Raw genomic sequence first — 16426 nt, 5'->3', positions numbered from 1 at the left:
AGAGAACCACCATGCAAACTGTCGTGACGCCGGACAGCGGGACCATCACCGCACGCGGCACCCTTACCGGCATTGACCTTGAGGTGAAGAACCCCGAGGGCGAGACCATCGCAACCGTGATCCTGTCGCGCAGTGCGGCATGGGACCTGTTCACCGCGCTTGGTGCGGAGCTGTCCGAGTGAACGGCCGCAAGCACATTCCGGGACTTGACGAGTACGACAACGGCGACTCTCCTACCCTGTCCGTCTATGACGAGTGGGACCTAGACGAAACCCTCTCGCCGGTGGATGACCTCTTTGACGTAATCGGAGATATCGAGAATGACTGACGCTGTGAACTTTACCGACGCGCACGACCCGACCGACGTGATTGCAGTGCGTCACGACGAGGACAGCGAACTTGAGTTGACCATCGTCTACGGTGACGGGTCCTCGGTCCGTACGGTGTTCCTCGCTGGTGAGACGCTGGCCGCATTCTCCAAGTTCGTTGCCGACACGGCCGAAGCAATCAACGGCACCGCCGAGGACACGCCGGTATCCGAACCCCTTCCGCCCGAGGTCGAGCCCGAGGACAAGCCGACCACGGATGCAGAGTTCCTTGCCGCACGGGCGGACGCTTGGCACGCAGCGCGGGGACTGCTGATCAACTCGGGGTTCGGTTTCGACACCGCCGCCGAGGACGTTGTAGAGCTGGCAAAGTTCCTGGCCGGTGACGACATTGCGTGACCTTCCCTCCCGACTGATGGCCAGTACGGCGGCGCTGTCCCTCATTGCTGCCGGTGCCACCGCCGTACCGAGGGGAGAGGAACAGAAAGCCATGTACGCCCCTGAGACGCCCGAACAGGACAACCCCAAGGCAACCACCCCGACCCCTCCCCCGTCGTCCCAGAGAGGCGCACAGAAGCGCGCCAAGGTGGCAGAGCGGTACAAGGTCAAGCCGGGTGACTCACTGTCCAGCATTGCCGAGGCCGAGCTAGGCGACGCCGACCACTGGCCGAACCTTTGGGGCGCAAACCTTGGCACTGTAGGCAAGGACCCTGACGCACTTCACCCCGGAACACTGCTTGAGTTGCGCATGGGCAAACCGCCCGCGCTCAAGGCGAGCAAGGGAAACGCAAGGAACACGATCCCGGTACCTGATCACACGGGGAGCGCCTACGCGGACAACCTTGACGGCTGGATTCGTGAGGCGCTGTTCATCATGGGACAGCACGGCATCCCCGGTTCATACAAGGGCATTCACCGCAACGTCATGCGGGAATCGGGGGGCGACCCCAAGGCAGTAAACAACTGGGATTCCAACGCAGCGGCAGGCACCCCGAGCAAGGGCCTGTTGCAGACGATTGACCCAACGTTCCGCGCGTATCACGTGCCTGGTACTTCCTGGGACGTGTTCGACCCGGTGGCCAACATCGTTGCCGCTTGTCACTACGCCTCAAGTCGGTACGGCTCGATAGACAACGTATTCGGCGCGTACTGAGAATCCGCCCCGAGTAGTACGACACATGGGAGGACCAATCCGGAACGTTACGGATTGGTCCTCCCCTACTAGGAGAGAGACCTTGAACGTTGAGTTGATCGCGTCCATCACTGTCGGGGATCTCCCCCTGTGGCGCGCATACGGGTACGACGTTCGGCCACAGAATGCCGAACGCACCGAGGACGCCGACGCGTTGGCCGAAACGGCGGGGCGACTCTGCTATAAGTCGTTCGACCGGCCGAATCCCAGTACCGCCCGGAACAGTGACTACCTTGCCAACATCATTGCGCAGGGGCATTACTCGGTCCTTGAGCACGCATCGGCAACCTTCCTGGTACGCGACGTGTCCCGCGCGCTGCTAACGGAACTCACCCGGCATCGCCACCTGTCTTTCTCCGTCGTCTCACAGCGGTACGTGTCCTACGAGAACACAACTCCCGTGATCCCCCCGGCAGTTACCGGGGTCGAGTCGGACACGATGGCAACCAACATGCGCATGTCTGTAGAGGGTGCGTACACGTTCGCCGTCAAGCAGTATGAAGACCTTGTGCGAAAGCTGATGAGTCAGGGGCTCAAGCGCAAGCAGGCACGAGAGGCCGCGCGGTGCGTGCTCCCCAACGCTGCGCCGGTAGACATGATCGTATCCGGCAACATGCGTGCATGGCGTGACGTTCTCGGTAAGCGCTGGCACGTTGCCGCAGATGCGGAGATCCGGGAATACGCGGGCAAGACCCTTGAGATACTGCGGCGCGTCGCACCGAACAGCTTTCAGGATGTACCGAGCGAACCGTACGGGGTACTCTCGTGACGCTACACAAGATCACAGGGGCGGGTGCGACTTCAGCGCGCTACCTGCGCCCCGACTGGAACGAGTATTACCTAGCGGGGGCGCGATGGGCCGCAACGCGCGCCGACTGTACCCGCGCACAGGTGGGGGCCGTTCTCGTCTCGCGTGAGCACCGCGTGAGCGTCGGCTACAACGGTCTGCCCGCTGGCATTCCCGGATGTGCATCCGCCGGTAACTGTCCGCGTGGCAAGCTAACTCAGGGTGAGTGTTCACCTGACAGCGACTACGCCAACTGTGCCGCAAATCACGCCGAGTTCAACGCGATCACACGCGCACGACCCGAGGACCTTCCGGGGTCTACGCTGTACGTCACGCGTGCGCCGTGCCCGCAGTGCGCAACCCTCATCACGTCGGCCGGAATCTCCCGAGTGGTCACACCGGAACGTTCCGGTGTGGTAGCTTGATCTCACCACCGAGGGACAAGCCCGAGGGGTGACGAGAGGAACACCACATGAGCTACACCGGAGGGTGCGGATACGGCCCCCGCCCCTGCCTGAACTGCGAGACCGAGCCCGCTGACACGGACAGCCTCTACTGTCACCCCGAGTGCCGCGATGAGTTCGAGGGCATCGGAGCGTACGCCGAGTAGTCTAGCTTGGGTCCTCGCTCTTCGGGGCGGGGACCTTATGCCTTGTGGTAGAGTCCCTCTCGCCAGTCCAACGAGAGGAACGACACTCATGAACAAGGCACCAGAGTTCGACTGCGCAACGTGCGCCGACCGGGGCGGATGGGACGTCTACCATAAGAGCACCGACGGACTGATGGGCTGGATCAGGTGCACAGAGTGCCCGACCACTCCGGCGGCATGGAAGATCCCCGAGCCGTTCTACCGCAGCGAGTGGAAGCGTGGCCCGGCTGAGCTGGCCGCACAACCCCCCTTCTAGCCAGCACAACGAATGGCCCTCACTCTTCGGAGTGGGGGCCATTCTTATGGTACTGCTCTTTCAACACCGAGGGGCGAGCCCGAGGGTGACGTTAGATGGACCGAGGTGGACGGCCCGACCATCAACGGTATGCCCGCGCTTGAGTGGATCGACTCCATGACGCTGAGCTAACACACGCGCTAGAGAGGGTCCGGACCTACGGGTTCCGGGCCCTTTCGCGTATGTGGGATAGGCCACACGAAAGACCTCTCCGGAACGTTACGGGGAGGTTCCCCCACCCGCCCCGCTGTGCTAAGTTTCTCTTGTGACCGAGGGACACGCCCGAGGCACACACCAGGAAGGGCGGGCATCATGCCGCTTAACGTTGACAAGTGGGGAATCCTTCACCAGCGGTTCGGAGCGTGCGAGGAATGCGAGCGTCCGGGCCGGTTCGTCCGCGCGGTACGCGTGAGCCACGGTACCCGCTCGCTTCCGATCTACGCTTGCGCGCCGCACCGTGAGGGTGTCGTCAGGATCGCCAAGTAACAGCGGACTACGGGGCCCCCGGGGAGACTCGGGGGCCCTTCCTGGGAGGGCATGTCATGAACTGGGAGTGGTACCGCCCGGTCAAGAGCCAGCGCAACGCGCGTGACTGGTTCATCATCAAGGTACGCCGCGCCGTCAAGGACGGTGAGGAGGTGGGATTCAGTCTCGCCATGTGTGACCGGCCGTACGCTGGAGAGGACACCGACGATCGATCCATCTTCCCGACCATGGATGATGTGTTCGCGGTCACGGGTCCACTGTTCCCCGAGCTTAGGGCGGACGGCTGGACGTTGTTCTTGCCGGACACACCCCCGGCGCGTCGGCCACAGGTAGGACCTCCCCGTAACGTTACGGACTGATGTTGCGGACCGGCGCACATGTGTTAGTCTTTCTCTTGTCACCGAGGGACACGCCCGAGGGACAAGACGAAAGGCAGTCACATGAACTACCGCCGTAACGGGTTCGCCGCTCAGGTCCGCCTTACCGGGGAGGTTGCGTCCCTCTCCCCGGTCCGCCGCAAGGCCGCTCCTCTTGGCCGCTCCCGCACCTCTCGCGTGGTTGTGACCAACCCGCTGGACGTCCTTGTCCCCGAGGTTCGTGAGGTTGTGGAGCGTCAGGCGTTCGAGCGTGGCGCGCGTCTCATTGACGTTCGCGTGATCTCCCCCACCGAAGCGGTCATCCCGTAACCTTCGGCATCATCCGCAAGTATGAGGGCCCTCGGAAACGGGGGCCCTCCCCTTGACCACTCCGGAACGTTCCGGTGTGGTACCGTACACATGCCAGCGAGGGAACAGGCCCGAGCGGCGAACGAAGGGAACGCACATGTTCGGCAACACGTACGAACTGTCCACCGCTGGATTCCTGGCCGCCGCAACCACCGAGTCTCGTCGTCTCGCCGGTCACGTGCGGTTGCTCAAGACCGCCAAGGCTCGGGGCAATGTCGGGGGCGCGCGTCTCGCGCTACGCAAGGCCACTGATAGCGCGGACCGCATCGACTCGCTGTTGACCTTGGCCACCGAGTGGGCCGAGATGGACGCACAGCACCGCGCGAACGCGTAAGGCAGGCTCTAGGGCCCTCGGGGATATCCTCGGGGGCCCTTTGTGCTATCCTCGCCCCATGAAAAGCGAGTGGCGCAAAGACGAGACGGCGGAGCGGGGACGGTTTCACGTGCGTTGGATGGTGTTTCAAGTCCGCTGGACTAGATCCGGCAACTGGAGCACCACAATCACGGACGGCGAGACCGGTCGGGACGAGATCAAGACTCGGTCACGGTTCGATGACTTGGCCGACGCCATGGCCGTTGCCGACGAGATGTCGGAAGGTCTACGGGCCGAGGGCTGGACTCGGCACAGCTAGACCAGTCCGGAACGTTCCGGTGTGCTAGAGTTCCACTCGTAAGCGCAAGCACGAACCCCAGGAAGGGCCCACCATGGCACATCACGACGCAACCGAGATCGAGAGCTACAGCACGAACGATGGTGACCGGGTGTTCCGCTACGACGTGAACGGCACGCATAACGTCGCGTACGTCTACGGCGACCAGCCCCCGCAGTTCCTCGCGTTCGACACCCCGGAAGAAGCGGACCGCGTGTTCAAGCTATCTCGCGCTGCGGCCGACAAGCGCGGGAGCCTCCGAGAGGTTGTCTCGTACGAGTCGGGCCCGGACTACCGAGAGACGACGTTCAACCTCGGGAGCTAGCGGACCTCTCACACCCTCTCAACCCCGTCCGGTCCCAGTGATCGGGCGGGGTCTTTTCGTGCCCACAGACGGCCGCACAGCGGTTATCACGCAGAGTCAACGTCGGCATCACCGTACGTAGTCGCGAGAGGTCCTCTCCCACCGTGACTAAAGTTAGGTCATCCGGGGCAAGCCCGTCAAGCCCTTTCGCCATGTGGCGTACCCCACACGGGGAACCTCTCCGGAACGTTCCGGGGAGGTGTTGCGCATCGGCCGGACCGTGCTAGTGTTCATCTTGTCACCGAGGGACACGCCCGAGGGGCAGCGAGAGAGGCAAGAGAATGACCGAGAACAACACCACCGAGGGCCGCAAGATGAGCGGCAAGAACAAGGCGATGATCGCGGGCGCGTTCGGCCTGGTCTGCGTCGGCGTCTTCCTGGGGAACGGCGCGGAGGTTCCGGGCGCGGACTACGTGACCCCCGCTCCGGCCGTCACCACTCCGGCCCCGCTGCCCCCCACCGCCGCCCCGGTCGCCCCGGTCGCCCCGGTCGCCCCGCAGGTGCCCACGATGCCCGCTCAGGCACCGAACATGGTCCCGGCCCCCGCCGCCACGTACGAACTCCCCGCGCCCGCTGAGGTGCCCGCGACGGAGTACGTGACGGAGTCCCCGGCCCCCGCCGTGACCATCACGGTTACCGAGACCGCCAAGCCTCTCCCGGCCGTCACGATCACCGTTACGGCCACCCCGGACACCGAGCCTACCGAGGACCCGACAGAGGCCCCGTCGCCCTCTCCGAGCGCTTCTGAGGCCACGGAGACCCCCACGCCTCCCGCTCCGACGCCGGGCCAGTAAGGCAAGCTAGAGGGGCCCTCGGGAGACCGGGGGCCCTTCCCCTTGGCACACATAGACGTAACGCCCACGCATTGGCGACACATATAGGTGTAACGCCCACGCATAACGGCGACGTGGTGCGCATCACACAGACCAGTCCGGAACGTTCCGGACTGGTGTTGCGTGCCCCCCTGGATGTGTGCCATAATTAAGTCAACGCCGAGGGAACAAGCCCGAGGGGAACGGAAGGAAACACAATGAAGGTCACCACCAAGCGCCAGGCAAACGGGACCTACTCCTACATCCTGGACGGGGTCACCACCCCCACCGAGGCCGTCACCCCCTACGGCGCGCGCGTCCAGGGGCTTCAGATGGCCGCATGGGTCGCTGGATTCGCCACCCGGACCCGCAAGGGCTACAACGCCTCTGACGTGACGCTGGAAGGCTAAGGAACGGGGCCCCTGGGAGACCGGGGGCCCTCTTTCTTGTCGGCGCTTGTGAACGTGAACGCATTCACAAAGTCGCCTTGTTCACGTGATCACATTCACAAGCTCGCATGGACCTGTAGTTAGCGGAACTAACTATCTTTGTTCACATGTTCACAAGCGTGGGCCTCTCCGGAACGTTCCGGACTGGTCCCACGTGTGCTAGAGTTTCACTCGTCGCCAAGGGAACGCGCCCGAGGGACAGCGAGTAAGGGAGTCACCATGGAGAACGTCACCGGTTCTTGGGTCGTCCTCGGTTACGGCCGTCCGGCCGATGACTACTACGAGGGCCCCGCGCCCTACTCGGCCATGTCCGAGACGGTGCTCCGCTGGAACGACCACCAGACGGCCCGTGAGCAGCGCGGGGAGGCGATACGCGGGACGCTCCAGCGCTGGTTCATCAAGCGCATTGCGGACTAGCTCCGCCTCCCTGGGGGTCCGGTCACGACGACCGGGCCCCCTTTGGCGTATGGCACACCGGAACGTTCCGGGGAGGTTGCGCCCACCGCTGCGCCCGTGCTCTAATGGGGTCACGGCCGAGGGAACAAGCCCGAGGCAGGCACCAGGAAGGCCCGAACATGGCAGGCGCGATCACCGACAAGAACGGCGTCCGTTACTTCGCTTGGGAGCTGAGCAAGGATGCAATCGACCGCCGTTACGGCGTCCCGCAGACCGATGAAGACGTAGAGGCTTACGACTGGCAGCTTGCCCGCATGGGATGGCTCAAGGCCAACGTAAGCCACTGACAACCCTTGGGGGTCCGGGAGACCGGGCCCCCTCCCCCGAGGCCGCTAGAGAGGCGCTGAGAGATGCTGGACCTGTTCGTAAAGCCGATGGCCGGACTGGCAACGTCGATGGACGGCGACACGCTGATTATCCAGTTTGAGGCACAGGGAGGATTGATGGTTCGCGTACACATGGATGATGCAGATTGGGGTTGGCTTGGTGCCATCCTGGCCGACAAGCGGGCGGCGCGCACGGACTGACCTAGGCCACACCAGAACGTTCCGGTGTGATGGTCATCCACAGGATGGACAGGGGCTCTCGACCTACGGGGCGGGGGCCTCGTTACAGTGATATGCGCCACATTGTCCGGTTGTGTTTAGTTACCATACGCAGTGGATCTTGAGCTTAGCGTCATTGCGATCCTTGCAGTTTCAAGCCTCACGGGGCCGAAACCTGTTGACCGGTCTAGTTAATGGTCTAGGCTTGCACTCGTGAAGAACGACATAGGGGACGCGTGCGAGTTTGACGATGTGACGGTCTCGCTACTGGCGGAAACCAGCATCGACGGGGATGAGTGGGGGCGATGGACACCAAGCACAGCCATCGACAGGGAGGAACCGCGCACGGGCGGTGAGCTACGCAAGGTGCTACGCACGTACGGCCGAACGGTCGCTAGCGCCATAGCCGCCACGCCCCATGAAGCCCGCTGGGTTCGTGTCGTTGCACGCTGCACCGACACGAACAAAACCCTGGGTATGGACGTACGAGCCTTCGACTGGATCACGCGCGGCTACCTGGAGTCCCCCGCCCGTTCATGGGTCATCTGCGACAACGGTCGGGAGTGCGACCAGTGGCGTGTTCAGCGGCTTACGGCGCGCATGGGTTCATGGGGGGCCAGGGGGAACGCAAGGAAGCACGCAAAAGCGCGACCGACGTGGTACGCCAAGCGTGTAACCACGGCCGGAGCTGCCGCACTGGCCGTTCTCGCTGTGGGTGCTTCCGTGCTGACGTCCGAAGAAACCGACCGCCCGCCTTCTTTTGCTGCGCCCGGCAAGTTCACCGCGCCGACGCGCACCGAGGTCGTCAAGGTCGTTGATGTCCGGATTCCGGACGGTGACACAGTGGCGGTTCCCGTCCGCGACGAAGGGCCCGTCAAGGCGCGCAAGGAAGAGATACCGGCGCGCGCCGTTGACGAGACCTTGTCTCGGGTTGGCGTTGAAGCGGTCATGGATGTTGTGAAGTCCGAGGAATAGAACGGGTGTGCTAGTGACGTTACGTGAGCATTTAACTACAAAGAGTAAGGACCCCCCGAGCCGGCGCCGGGGGGTCCTTTATGTCCGAATCACTTGTACTACGCGGAGAACGCCCCGCTCTTGGTCGCATTCACGAACGCGCTCCACCCGGCGTCAGAGACGACGAAAGCCGGGCCGTGGGCATCCTTGCTGTCACGGACCGGAACGCCCCCAGAGAAGCCGTCTACGACCTCTACGCACCCCCCACCCTGAGAGCCGCTGTGCGACGACTTCCGCCACCCGGTGAGCGTGGCCGAGTCCTTAATGCGCTTCTTTGCCATGTTCCCTGTATTCCTTCGCTTGTGCCCGGATGCGGGCGAGTGACGGTTCCAACGGTAGAGCCTCACTAAGGGCAAGATCGTAAGCCCCCTGGATCTCCTCGACCATGGCCAGTGAGTCATGGATCTTGCCCATGCGTAGACCCTCCGCGTATGCGATGGGCGGTTGATCTTCAAACCACATCAGCGTGACGATGCCGTCCAACAACGGATGAGGGACGGCCGAGATCGGCAGCACGTTGACCCTGACGCGCCCCGATTCCGCAAGCGTGACGATGTGATCGAGCTGTTCCGCCATGACCGCCGGACCCCCCACGGGCCGCATGATCACGGCCTCATCCATCAGCACCCATACTGCCGGGGTCACCGGGTCGGCCAGCAACTTGGATCGCTCCAGTCGTGTCACAACGGCTTTGTGACGCTCCGTCTCACCCTCTCGGGGGTACCAGGCGTCGATGACTGCTGACGCGTATGCCTCGGTCTGGAGAAACCCCGGAACGTACGTCAGCCCGAACTCTCGGATGTGCGTTGCCTGTTGCTCCAACTCGCGTGCCTGCTCGAACCAGTCAGGGACCACGCCCGTTGCCTGACCGGGGCGGAAGGTGGTCAGAACGCTTCCGGTGCCTAGCACTCGGTCAAGACTCTGCGCGTCGCGCTCGCTCGGGTACCGCTGGCCAGTTTCGATGTTGGCGATCATGGAACGGCTCATAACTGCCTCTTCCGCTAACCGCGTCTGCGTCCACCCCTTGGCTTCCCGCGCTTCCTTTAGCCACTCGCCGTACGTCTTGGCCATCCGGGCAACCCCTCTCTGTCCTTTTCCCGTTGTGACAAGCGTCCCACTTTCCGTGACCGCACCGGGCCCGTTTCCTGGGACAAGAGCGAATCAACGACGGATGGCGAACCCATGGCGAGAGAGATCGTTTCGACTAGGTCACCCGAGCTGCGAGCGACCGTGGCCAGTGGCTGCGACGTATGTGCGGCGCTGGCACGGGAGTGGGACGAGTCGAAAGACCGTGACGTGTTGCTAGAGATCAACAACCACCCGCACTTCCGACCCAAGTTGGCGCGCGTCGGCGGGTGGATCGGCAAGAAGGGGGCGAAGGCCCGATGAACACCCCTGGACGGCCCCAGGACGCCCGCGTGATCGCGCTAGCGGCCCCCGAGCTAGTCAGCCTCCCCGAGGACGTAGCAGGCGCTCACAGCGTCGTACAGGCCCCTTGGTGGGCCGAGGCAGACGGAACGCTCGAAGCCGACGGGGTGGTCACCTTCCCGGCAGCCCCTCCCGTGGGCTGCAACGTGGCCGACTGCCCCACATGCCTGCAACTGGGGTGGTCATGACGGGCATCGGACCGGAAGACGTGGGAAAGTCGGTCCGGCTCGGGGACCGAGTGGGAACCCTGCTGGACTATGACGGCCAGTGGCTTGACCCTGCGTCGCCCCCGTGGGACTACAGACGCAAGGCACAGGCTTGGGTGAGGTTCGGGAGAGGGCCGGAGTACCAGGTTTCGCCCCGACACCTGGAACGTGCATGACCCGCGCCGCAACCGCGCTGGCATCCGTGGCCTGGGTGCTCACCGTGGCCTATCTGATCAGCCGTGGTACGTCCGCCTAAGACCCCCTGCGGCCGACAGTCAGCTAGGTAGCCTGTCGCCATGACGGACGCCAAGCCCCCCGTTCGCTGCATCAAGTGCGGCGAACTCCAAGTCATCCTCTCCAGGGCCGTAGACAAGAACACCAAAGAGCCGCGTTGGCGGTACCGGTGCATTCCTTGCGCGGTCGCATGGTGGGTTGACGAACACGAAGACTGGGTGGAGAACCCGCCCGGAAGGTGAGATAGCAATGTTCGTCCGCGTACGAAAGTTGGTCCGTCTGCTGACCGAGACGGCCGGTTGCCCGGCTTGTGGCAGCGCCTCTTACATGCATGACGGGCAGAAGAACATCTGCATGGACTGCGGCCACCAGTGGGCATGAGCGAGAGAGGGCAGGCACTCAGCCCCGACGAAACCCTTGCCATGCTCTATAGCCTCGCCCTGGACGTGGCCGAGGAGCGAGGCGCGACGATCCCCAGCAGCGCGCGGGGCTCGGGCGCGTACGCCTTCCTTGCGGAGGTTCGCAGGAAGGCAGGAACCTTGACGGTCACCTGGGCCGGGCAAGACTCCTTCACGTCGTCCGCCCCGGTGCCTGAGAGCCCCACGGACACCTAGCAACCCCAAAGACGGCCCCGTTCGTGACGCTTCCCCCGTGGCGCGCGAACGGGGCTCTTTTCTGTCCCGCAAACGGACACGAACCGGAATCGTGAACGCTAGACGTGCCCGCTGGCCGATCGGTGCCGGTAGACGGCCGAGAGCCCGTAGGAGCACCGGAACGCGTCGGATGCCCACAGTGCCTCGCTGCGCCCTGTGTCGGCATGGCCGGTAAAACCGCAGGTCAGGGGCTAATGCGCATGTCGATAACTCTCCTGGGAGCGGTACACGCTGTTCCTGCGTTCGGTCCTGTTCCCCGTCATCAACGCGACGTACGTGACGATCCTCGGCGCGGTCCTGCTGCTCGGCGGCTGGTTCGTGCTGGAGGACTGGATCACGGTCGGGGAGCTGACGACGGGTGCGCTGCTGGCGCAGATGATGGTCGACCCGATCGGTCTGATCCTGCGCTGGTACGACGAGCTCCAGGTGGCCCAGGTGTCGCTGGCCCGGCTGGTCGGCGTCCGGGAGATCGAGCCGGACGCGGGCGACGCCGGGGTCGGTCCGGACGGCCGGGACGTACGGGCGGACGACGTCCGTTTCGGGTACCGGGAGGGCGTCGACGTCCTGCACAAGGTGTCGCTCGACGTGGCCCCGGGCACCCGGATCGCGCTGGTCGGCCCCTCCGGCGCGGGCAAGTCGACGCTGGGCCGCCTACTGGCGGGGATCTACGCGCCGCGCACCGGTGCGGTGACCCTCGGCGGGGCGGAGCTGTCGCTGATGACGGCGGAACGCGTCCGTGAGCATGTCGCCCTGGTCAACCAGGAGCACCACGTCTTCGTCGGTTCGCTGCGGGACAACCTGCTGCTGGCCCGCGACGGGGCGAAGGACGCCGAGCTGTGGGCGTCGCTGGCCGCGGTCGACGCGGACGGCTGGGCGAAGGCCCTGGAGGAGGGGCTGGACACGGAGGTCGGCTCGGGCGGGTTCGCGCTGACCCCGGCGCAGGCCCAGCAGATCGCGCTGGCCCGTCTCGTGCTGGCCGATCCGCACACCCTGGTGCTGGACGAGGCGACCTCGCTGCTGGACCCGAGGGCCGCCCGCCACCTGGAGCGTTCGCTGGCCCGGGTGCTGGAGGGCCGCACGGTCGTGGCCATCGCGCACCGGCTGCACACCGCGCACGACGCGGATGTGATCGCGGTGGTGGAGGACGGCCGGATCAGCGAGCTGGGCAGCCATGACGAGCTGGTGGCTGCGGACGGCGCGTACGCGTCCCTGTGGCGGTCCTGGCACGGGTGAGACAGCCGACGGACGGCCCGGGGATCACCGGGCCGTTCGGCCGGGGTGGGGCTGGAGGAGCTGGTCGACGGGAGCGTGGTCGTCGGTGAGCACCCGGGCGTTCGCGGTCCAGGTGGCGAGGGCGTCGCCGGTGGTGATCCGCCAGCCGACGTCCCGGGCGTCCAGGGCTTCCTGGATCGCGGAGGCGTCGACCGGCCGGCCGGAGGCGACCACCACCAGGTTGCCGCCCACAGAGGACGCGGTCGGGTCCAGCCCGATGTCCGCGGGCTTCCCGAGGAGGGCGACGTGCGCGAAGGTCTCGGCGAGGGTGGCGACCTCGGCGCGTGCGAAGGCCAGCTTGCCGTAGTCGATGAGGTTGGCGACGTACAGTCCGTCCTCGTCGAGCGCCCGGCGTACATCGCCCAGGGCCTGTGACGTCGTGAGGTGCCACGGCACGCTGACACCGCCGAAGGCGTCGCCGACGACCAGGTCGTGGCTGCCCGCCGGCAGCCGCCGCAGGCCCAGCCGGCCGTCCTCCACGCGTACGCCGATACCGGTGGACGTCCCCAGGCCCAGCCGTTCGCGGTCGATGCGCACGACGCCGCCGTCGATCTCGGAGACGAGGCTGCGGGTCCCGGGGCGCGAGGCCGCGAGGTAGCGGGGGAAGGTGAGGCCGCCGCCCCCGATGTGGTGGGCGGTCAGCGGCTCGCCCTCGGGGAAGGCGGTGTCGACCACCGAGGCGATGGCGCGCACGTAGGCGAACTTCAGATACGTCGGATCCTCGACGTCGACGTAGGAGTGGCGCAGGCCGTCCAGGACGAGCGTGCGGCCGCTGTCCCGGTCGGGGTCCGCGACGATCCGCGCGCAGTGGTAGCGGGTCTCCGCGTCGCAGCCGCCGGGGGCGAACGCGGTGGCGAGGGAGCCCACGACGACGGTGGCGAGCGCCACGGCCGAGGCGCGCCGCCAGTGCCGGGCCCGCCACCCGACCAGCGCGGCGCCGATCACCAGCAGCGTTCCCAGGCCGATCAGGATGGTGCTGACGGGCAGCCGCGAGATCAGGACGAATCCGGTGAGGACGGTGCCGACGATGGCGCCGAAGGTGCCCACACCCGACAGCCGCCCGACGACCGTCCCGGTCTCGGCGAGGCTGGTGAGCCGCAGCTTCGTCACGAACGGGGTGACCGCGGAGAGCAGCGCGCCGGGCACCAGGAGCGTCGCCGACGCGACCAGCAGGAGCAGCGCCGGCGACCACTCGGCGGTGGTGCGCAGCAGCAGCGGGGTGAGCGCGACGACCACGCCCGACACCCCGAGCGCCGGGCCGATGAGCCGGTGCGGATCAGCCTGGTCCGCGACGCGCCCGCCCAGCCAGGAGCCCAGCGCGATGGCGGTCAGGGCGATGCCGATCACCATCGTGCTGGTTTCCAGGGTGAGACCGAGGTACGGGGCCAGCAGGCGCAGGGCGACGATCTCGACCACCAGGACCGCGGCGGAGGAGCCGAACACGAGGGCCGCCGCGGCGCGGGGGCCCAGGCCGAGATCGTCGCGGGGCGGATCGTCGCCCTTGGGGGAGTCGTCGGCCACGGGTGAGGGGGGCGATGTGGTCACCGCAGCATCCTCGCACGAGGGCGGCGGCCGAACTCCCGCTGTTCCGTGGGGCGGAGGGGCCCGGGAACGCCGATGCCGGCTGCCGGCCGCGGGAGCTGCCGGTCGCTCCGCCACCGTGGGCGGGCCCCGTTTCACCCCTGCCAGGAGGCGGATGGCGGGGCCTGCGGTGAGGATGAGGATGAATCACCCGGTAGACGGGGCAGGCGAGCGCAGCACCACGCAGGCCCGAGAAGGGACGCAGACCGTGGCACCACCCAGGATTCTCGTCGTCGGCGCCGGCTTCGCGGGCGTCGAGTGCGTACGCCGCCTGGAGCGCAGGCTCGCTCCGGGAGAGGCCCGGATCACGCTCGTCACACCGTTCTCCTACCAGCTGTATCTGCCGCTGCTCCCCCAGGTGGCCTCCGGGGTGCTCACCCCCCAGTCCGTCGCCCTGTCGCTGCGTCGCAGCCGCCGTCACCGGACCAGGATCGTGCCGGGCGGGGCGATCGGCGTGGACACGCAGGCGAAGATCTGTGTGATCCGGAAGATCACGGACGAGGTCGTGAACGAGCCGTACGACTACATCGTGCTGGCGGCGGGCAGCGTCACCCGGACCTTCGACATCCCCGGGCTGCTGGACCATGCCCGGGGGATGAAGACGCTGGCCGAGGCCGCGTACGTCCGGGACCACGTCATCGCCCAGCTGGATCTGGCGGACGCCAGTAACGACGAGGCCGAGCGGGCCTCCCGGCTCCGGTTCGTGGTGGTCGGCGGCGGTTACGCGGGCACCGAGACGGCCGCCTGCCTCCAGCGCCTCACCACCAACGCGCTCAGGCAGTATCCCCGGCTGGACCCGAAGCTGATCAAGTGGCATCTGATCGACATCGCGCCCAAGCTGATGCCGGAGCTGGGCGACAAGCTGGGGCAGGCCGCCCTGGGGGTGCTCCGCAGGCGGAACATCGAGGTGTCGCTCGGGGTCTCCATCGCCAAGGCCGGGGCGGAGGAGGTCACCTTCACCGATGGCCGGGTGCTGCCCTGCCGGACCCTGATCTGGACCGCCGGAGTGGCCGCCAGCCCGCTGATCGCCACCCTCGGCGCGGAGACGGTACGCGGCCGGCTCGCGGTGACCCCGCAGCTGCGGATGCCGGGCGCGGACGGAGTGTTCTCGCTCGGCGACGCGGCCGCGGTGCCCGACCTGGCGAAGGGCGACGGGGCGGTCTGCCCGCCCACCGCGCAGCACGCGATGCGCCAGGGCCGGGTGCTGGCCGACAACCTGATCGCCTCGCTGCGCCATCAGCCGCTCAAGGACTACGTGCACAAGGACCTGGGGCTCGTCGTGGACCTCGGCGGCAAGGACGCCGTGTCCAAGCCGCTGGGCATCGAGCTGCGCGGGCTGCCCGCGCAGGCGGTGGCGCGCGGCTACCACTGGTCGGCGCTGCGGACGAACGTCGCCAAGACCCGGGTCATGACGAACTGGATGCTGAACGCGGTCGCCGGTGACGACTTCGTACGCACCGGGTTCCAGTCCCGCAAGCCGGCGACGCTGCGGGACTTCGAGTACACGGGCGTCTATCTGACACCGGAACAGGTCAAGGAGCACACGGCGGCGACGGTCATCAAGCCCTGAGCGGCCGAGCAGCGCCCGAGCGGGCCCCGGGTCCGCCGGACGTGCTCACGGCCGGCGGGACAGGACCGTCTCCACGGTGTCCGCCTCCTGCGCGGTCTTGTCCTCCCGGTAGCGCAGGACGCGGGCGAACCGGAGGGTCACGCCCGCGGGGTAGCGGGTGGAGCGCTGGAGCCCGTCGTAGGCGATCTCCACGACGAGTTCCGGACGTACGGTGACGACATGACCGTCGTCGTCGGTCGCCAGCTCCCCCAGCCGCTCGGTCTGCCACTCCAGCAGCGCGTCCGTGAGCCCCTTGAAGGTCTTGCCGAGCATCGCGAACGTGCCGTCGGGCCTGCGGGCGCCCAGGTGCAGGTTGGAGAGCTTGCCGGTGCGCCGGCCGCTTCCCCGCTCGACGGCCAGCACCACCAGGTCCAGGGTGTGCACCGGCTTCACCTTCAGCCAGGAAGCGCCCCGGCGTCCCGCGCTGTAGGCGGCGGCCAGGTCCTTGACGTTCCCTGTCAACTTCAGCGTGTTGAAGCGAGGACGGCCAGAGGCCGGGGCCGCAGCCCTGGGAAGAAACTCTACTACTTATTGATCACATACATGAGATAAATACCTCCTGTGCAATATGAGGCAACCAGGAGGATTGCCCAGATTGGTAGATCTCGATCCTTCATGATGTATCCTCCTGCGGCTCGACAAGCTTGAATAGCTTAGCGGACTGGCATCTTGGGTGCAGGGCCGGTCGAGACG

At 66.3% G+C, this 16426-nt stretch carries 22 protein-coding genes and 2 pseudogenes; 20 read left to right on the top strand and 4 right to left on the bottom strand.

Annotated features, from left to right (window positions below):
* The first annotated feature begins 11 nt into the window (after positions 1-11).
* The 18 genes from ACGF2Y_RS11130 (at position 12) to ACGF2Y_RS11045 (ending at position 8711) form a co-directional block, all read left to right on the top strand.
* The gene (locus ACGF2Y_RS11130) at positions 12-182 is read left to right on the top strand and encodes a hypothetical protein (protein WP_392945177.1); all 171 of its coding nucleotides are present in this window, start codon (positions 12-14) and stop codon (positions 180-182) included.
* A complete protein-coding gene (locus tag ACGF2Y_RS11125) occupies positions 179-328 on the top strand; it encodes a hypothetical protein (RefSeq protein ID WP_392945175.1) in 150 nt (49 codons plus the stop codon). Before ACGF2Y_RS11130 ends, ACGF2Y_RS11125 begins: the two co-directional genes overlap by 4 nt.
* 4 nt (positions 329-332) lie before the next feature.
* On the top strand, positions 333-725 hold the full coding sequence (locus ACGF2Y_RS11120; RefSeq protein WP_392945173.1) for a hypothetical protein: 393 nt from the start codon (positions 333-335) through the stop codon (positions 723-725).
* A gap of 16 nt (positions 726-741) precedes the next feature.
* Positions 742-1479 carry a transglycosylase SLT domain-containing protein gene (locus ACGF2Y_RS11115; protein ID WP_392945171.1) on the top strand — a complete coding sequence of 246 codons (738 nt, stop codon included), beginning with the start codon at positions 742-744 and terminating at the stop codon, positions 1477-1479.
* Positions 1480-1561: 82 nt separating this feature from the next.
* On the top strand, positions 1562-2287 hold the full coding sequence (gene thyX / locus ACGF2Y_RS11110; RefSeq protein ID WP_392945169.1) for an FAD-dependent thymidylate synthase: 726 nt from the start codon (positions 1562-1564) through the stop codon (positions 2285-2287).
* A complete protein-coding gene (locus tag ACGF2Y_RS11105; protein ID WP_392945167.1) occupies positions 2284-2730 on the top strand; it encodes a deoxycytidylate deaminase in 447 nt (148 codons plus the stop codon). The genes thyX and ACGF2Y_RS11105 overlap by 4 nt, the downstream gene beginning before the upstream one ends.
* A 47-nt stretch (positions 2731-2777) precedes the next feature.
* Positions 2778-2915, top strand: a complete 138-nt coding sequence (locus ACGF2Y_RS11100) for a hypothetical protein (RefSeq protein ID WP_392945164.1) — start codon at positions 2778-2780, stop codon at positions 2913-2915.
* Positions 2916-3003: 88 nt separating this feature from the next.
* Positions 3004-3210, top strand: coding sequence for a hypothetical protein (locus tag ACGF2Y_RS11095; protein ID WP_392945161.1), 207 nt, complete (start codon positions 3004-3006; stop codon positions 3208-3210).
* Positions 3211-3791: 581 nt separating this feature from the next.
* Complete coding sequence (locus ACGF2Y_RS11090; RefSeq protein WP_392945159.1) at positions 3792-4094, top strand: hypothetical protein; 303 nt, start codon at positions 3792-3794, stop codon at positions 4092-4094.
* Positions 4095-4557: 463 nt separating this feature from the next.
* Positions 4558-4794: a hypothetical protein gene (locus ACGF2Y_RS11085; protein ID WP_392945157.1), complete on the top strand. Its 237-nt coding sequence runs from the start codon at positions 4558-4560 to the stop codon at positions 4792-4794.
* 58 nt (positions 4795-4852) lie between these two features.
* Entirely contained in the window at positions 4853-5092 is a 240-nt protein-coding gene (locus tag ACGF2Y_RS11080) for a hypothetical protein (protein ID WP_392945155.1), read from the top strand.
* A 73-nt stretch (positions 5093-5165) separates the two neighbouring features.
* Entirely contained in the window at positions 5166-5435 is a 270-nt protein-coding gene (locus tag ACGF2Y_RS11075) for a hypothetical protein (protein ID WP_392945152.1), read from the top strand.
* A 320-nt stretch (positions 5436-5755) separates the two neighbouring features.
* Positions 5756-6268 (top strand): hypothetical protein, encoded by a 513-nt coding sequence (locus ACGF2Y_RS11070; protein ID WP_392945151.1) that lies wholly within the window; start codon positions 5756-5758, stop codon positions 6266-6268.
* Positions 6269-6504: 236 nt separating this feature from the next.
* On the top strand, positions 6505-6696 hold the full coding sequence (locus ACGF2Y_RS11065) for a hypothetical protein (RefSeq protein ID WP_392945149.1): 192 nt from the start codon (positions 6505-6507) through the stop codon (positions 6694-6696).
* A gap of 258 nt (positions 6697-6954) precedes the next feature.
* Positions 6955-7152, top strand: a complete 198-nt coding sequence (locus tag ACGF2Y_RS11060) for a hypothetical protein (protein WP_392945147.1) — start codon at positions 6955-6957, stop codon at positions 7150-7152.
* Positions 7153-7310: 158 nt separating this feature from the next.
* On the top strand, positions 7311-7478 hold the full coding sequence (locus ACGF2Y_RS11055) for a hypothetical protein (RefSeq protein WP_392945145.1): 168 nt from the start codon (positions 7311-7313) through the stop codon (positions 7476-7478).
* Between the two features lie 63 nt (positions 7479-7541).
* On the top strand, positions 7542-7718 hold the full coding sequence (locus ACGF2Y_RS11050) for a hypothetical protein (protein WP_392945143.1): 177 nt from the start codon (positions 7542-7544) through the stop codon (positions 7716-7718).
* A 231-nt stretch (positions 7719-7949) separates the two neighbouring features.
* Positions 7950-8711, top strand: a complete 762-nt coding sequence (locus tag ACGF2Y_RS11045; protein WP_392945141.1) for a hypothetical protein — start codon at positions 7950-7952, stop codon at positions 8709-8711.
* 98 nt (positions 8712-8809) lie between these two features.
* On the opposite strand, the gene ACGF2Y_RS11040 is transcribed toward ACGF2Y_RS11045, so the two are convergent.
* On the bottom strand, positions 8810-9031 hold the full coding sequence (locus tag ACGF2Y_RS11040) for a DUF397 domain-containing protein (RefSeq protein ID WP_392945139.1): 222 nt from the start codon (positions 9029-9031) through the stop codon (positions 8810-8812).
* Entirely contained in the window at positions 9012-9821 is an 810-nt protein-coding gene (locus ACGF2Y_RS11035) for a Scr1 family TA system antitoxin-like transcriptional regulator (protein ID WP_392945136.1), read from the bottom strand. Before ACGF2Y_RS11035 ends, ACGF2Y_RS11040 begins: the two co-directional genes overlap by 20 nt.
* A gap of 1663 nt (positions 9822-11484) precedes the next feature.
* Between ACGF2Y_RS11035 and ACGF2Y_RS11030 the strand changes: the two are divergent.
* A pseudogene (locus ACGF2Y_RS11030) lies at positions 11485-12504 on the top strand (ABC transporter ATP-binding protein); the annotation flags it as partial.
* Positions 12505-12528: 24 nt separating this feature from the next.
* On the opposite strand, the gene ACGF2Y_RS11025 reads toward ACGF2Y_RS11030, so the two are convergent.
* On the bottom strand, positions 12529-14088 hold the full coding sequence (locus ACGF2Y_RS11025) for a fused MFS/spermidine synthase (RefSeq protein ID WP_392945134.1): 1560 nt from the start codon (positions 14086-14088) through the stop codon (positions 12529-12531).
* Between the two features lie 244 nt (positions 14089-14332).
* Between ACGF2Y_RS11025 and ACGF2Y_RS11020 the strand changes: the two genes are divergently transcribed.
* Positions 14333-15694 (top strand): NAD(P)/FAD-dependent oxidoreductase, encoded by a 1362-nt coding sequence (locus ACGF2Y_RS11020; protein ID WP_392945132.1) that lies wholly within the window; start codon positions 14333-14335, stop codon positions 15692-15694.
* Positions 15695-15739: 45 nt separating this feature from the next.
* Here the strand turns inward: ACGF2Y_RS11020 and ACGF2Y_RS11015 are convergent.
* A pseudogene (locus ACGF2Y_RS11015) lies at positions 15740-16180 on the bottom strand (ATP-dependent DNA ligase); the annotation flags it as partial.
* Positions 16181-16426 lie beyond the last annotated feature (246 nt).

This window comes from Streptomyces sp. NPDC048142 (genome assembly GCF_043202835.1).
GTDB lineage: Bacteria > Actinomycetota > Actinomycetes > Streptomycetales > Streptomycetaceae > Streptomyces.
Note: the sequence above shows the minus strand (reverse complement) of the source record. Positions and strands in the feature narration are given on the sequence as shown.

Bases quoted from the DNA above. Each gene is read 5' to 3' on its own strand.
- ACGF2Y_RS11130 (WP_392945177.1), top strand. From the start codon at position 12: ATGCAAACTGTCGTGACGCCGGACAGCGGGACCATCACCGCACGCGGC.
- ACGF2Y_RS11115 (WP_392945171.1), top strand. From the start codon at position 742: ATGGCCAGTACGGCGGCGCTGTCCCTCATTGCTGCCGGTGCCACCGCC.
- ACGF2Y_RS11100 (WP_392945164.1), top strand. From the start codon at position 2,778: ATGAGCTACACCGGAGGGTGCGGATACGGCCCCCGCCCCTGCCTGAAC.
- ACGF2Y_RS11095 (WP_392945161.1), top strand. From the start codon at position 3,004: ATGAACAAGGCACCAGAGTTCGACTGCGCAACGTGCGCCGACCGGGGC.
- ACGF2Y_RS11090 (WP_392945159.1), top strand. From the start codon at position 3,792: ATGAACTGGGAGTGGTACCGCCCGGTCAAGAGCCAGCGCAACGCGCGT.
- ACGF2Y_RS11085 (WP_392945157.1), top strand. From the start codon at position 4,558: ATGTTCGGCAACACGTACGAACTGTCCACCGCTGGATTCCTGGCCGCC.
- ACGF2Y_RS11080 (WP_392945155.1), top strand. From the start codon at position 4,853: ATGAAAAGCGAGTGGCGCAAAGACGAGACGGCGGAGCGGGGACGGTTT.
- ACGF2Y_RS11075 (WP_392945152.1), top strand. From the start codon at position 5,166: ATGGCACATCACGACGCAACCGAGATCGAGAGCTACAGCACGAACGAT.
- ACGF2Y_RS11070 (WP_392945151.1), top strand. From the start codon at position 5,756: ATGACCGAGAACAACACCACCGAGGGCCGCAAGATGAGCGGCAAGAAC.
- ACGF2Y_RS11065 (WP_392945149.1), top strand. From the start codon at position 6,505: ATGAAGGTCACCACCAAGCGCCAGGCAAACGGGACCTACTCCTACATC.
- ACGF2Y_RS11060 (WP_392945147.1), top strand. From the start codon at position 6,955: ATGGAGAACGTCACCGGTTCTTGGGTCGTCCTCGGTTACGGCCGTCCG.
- ACGF2Y_RS11055 (WP_392945145.1), top strand. From the start codon at position 7,311: ATGGCAGGCGCGATCACCGACAAGAACGGCGTCCGTTACTTCGCTTGG.
- ACGF2Y_RS11050 (WP_392945143.1), top strand. From the start codon at position 7,542: ATGCTGGACCTGTTCGTAAAGCCGATGGCCGGACTGGCAACGTCGATG.
- ACGF2Y_RS11040 (WP_392945139.1), bottom strand. From the start codon at position 9,031: ATGGCAAAGAAGCGCATTAAGGACTCGGCCACGCTCACCGGGTGGCGG.
- ACGF2Y_RS11035 (WP_392945136.1), bottom strand. From the start codon at position 9,821: ATGGCCAAGACGTACGGCGAGTGGCTAAAGGAAGCGCGGGAAGCCAAG.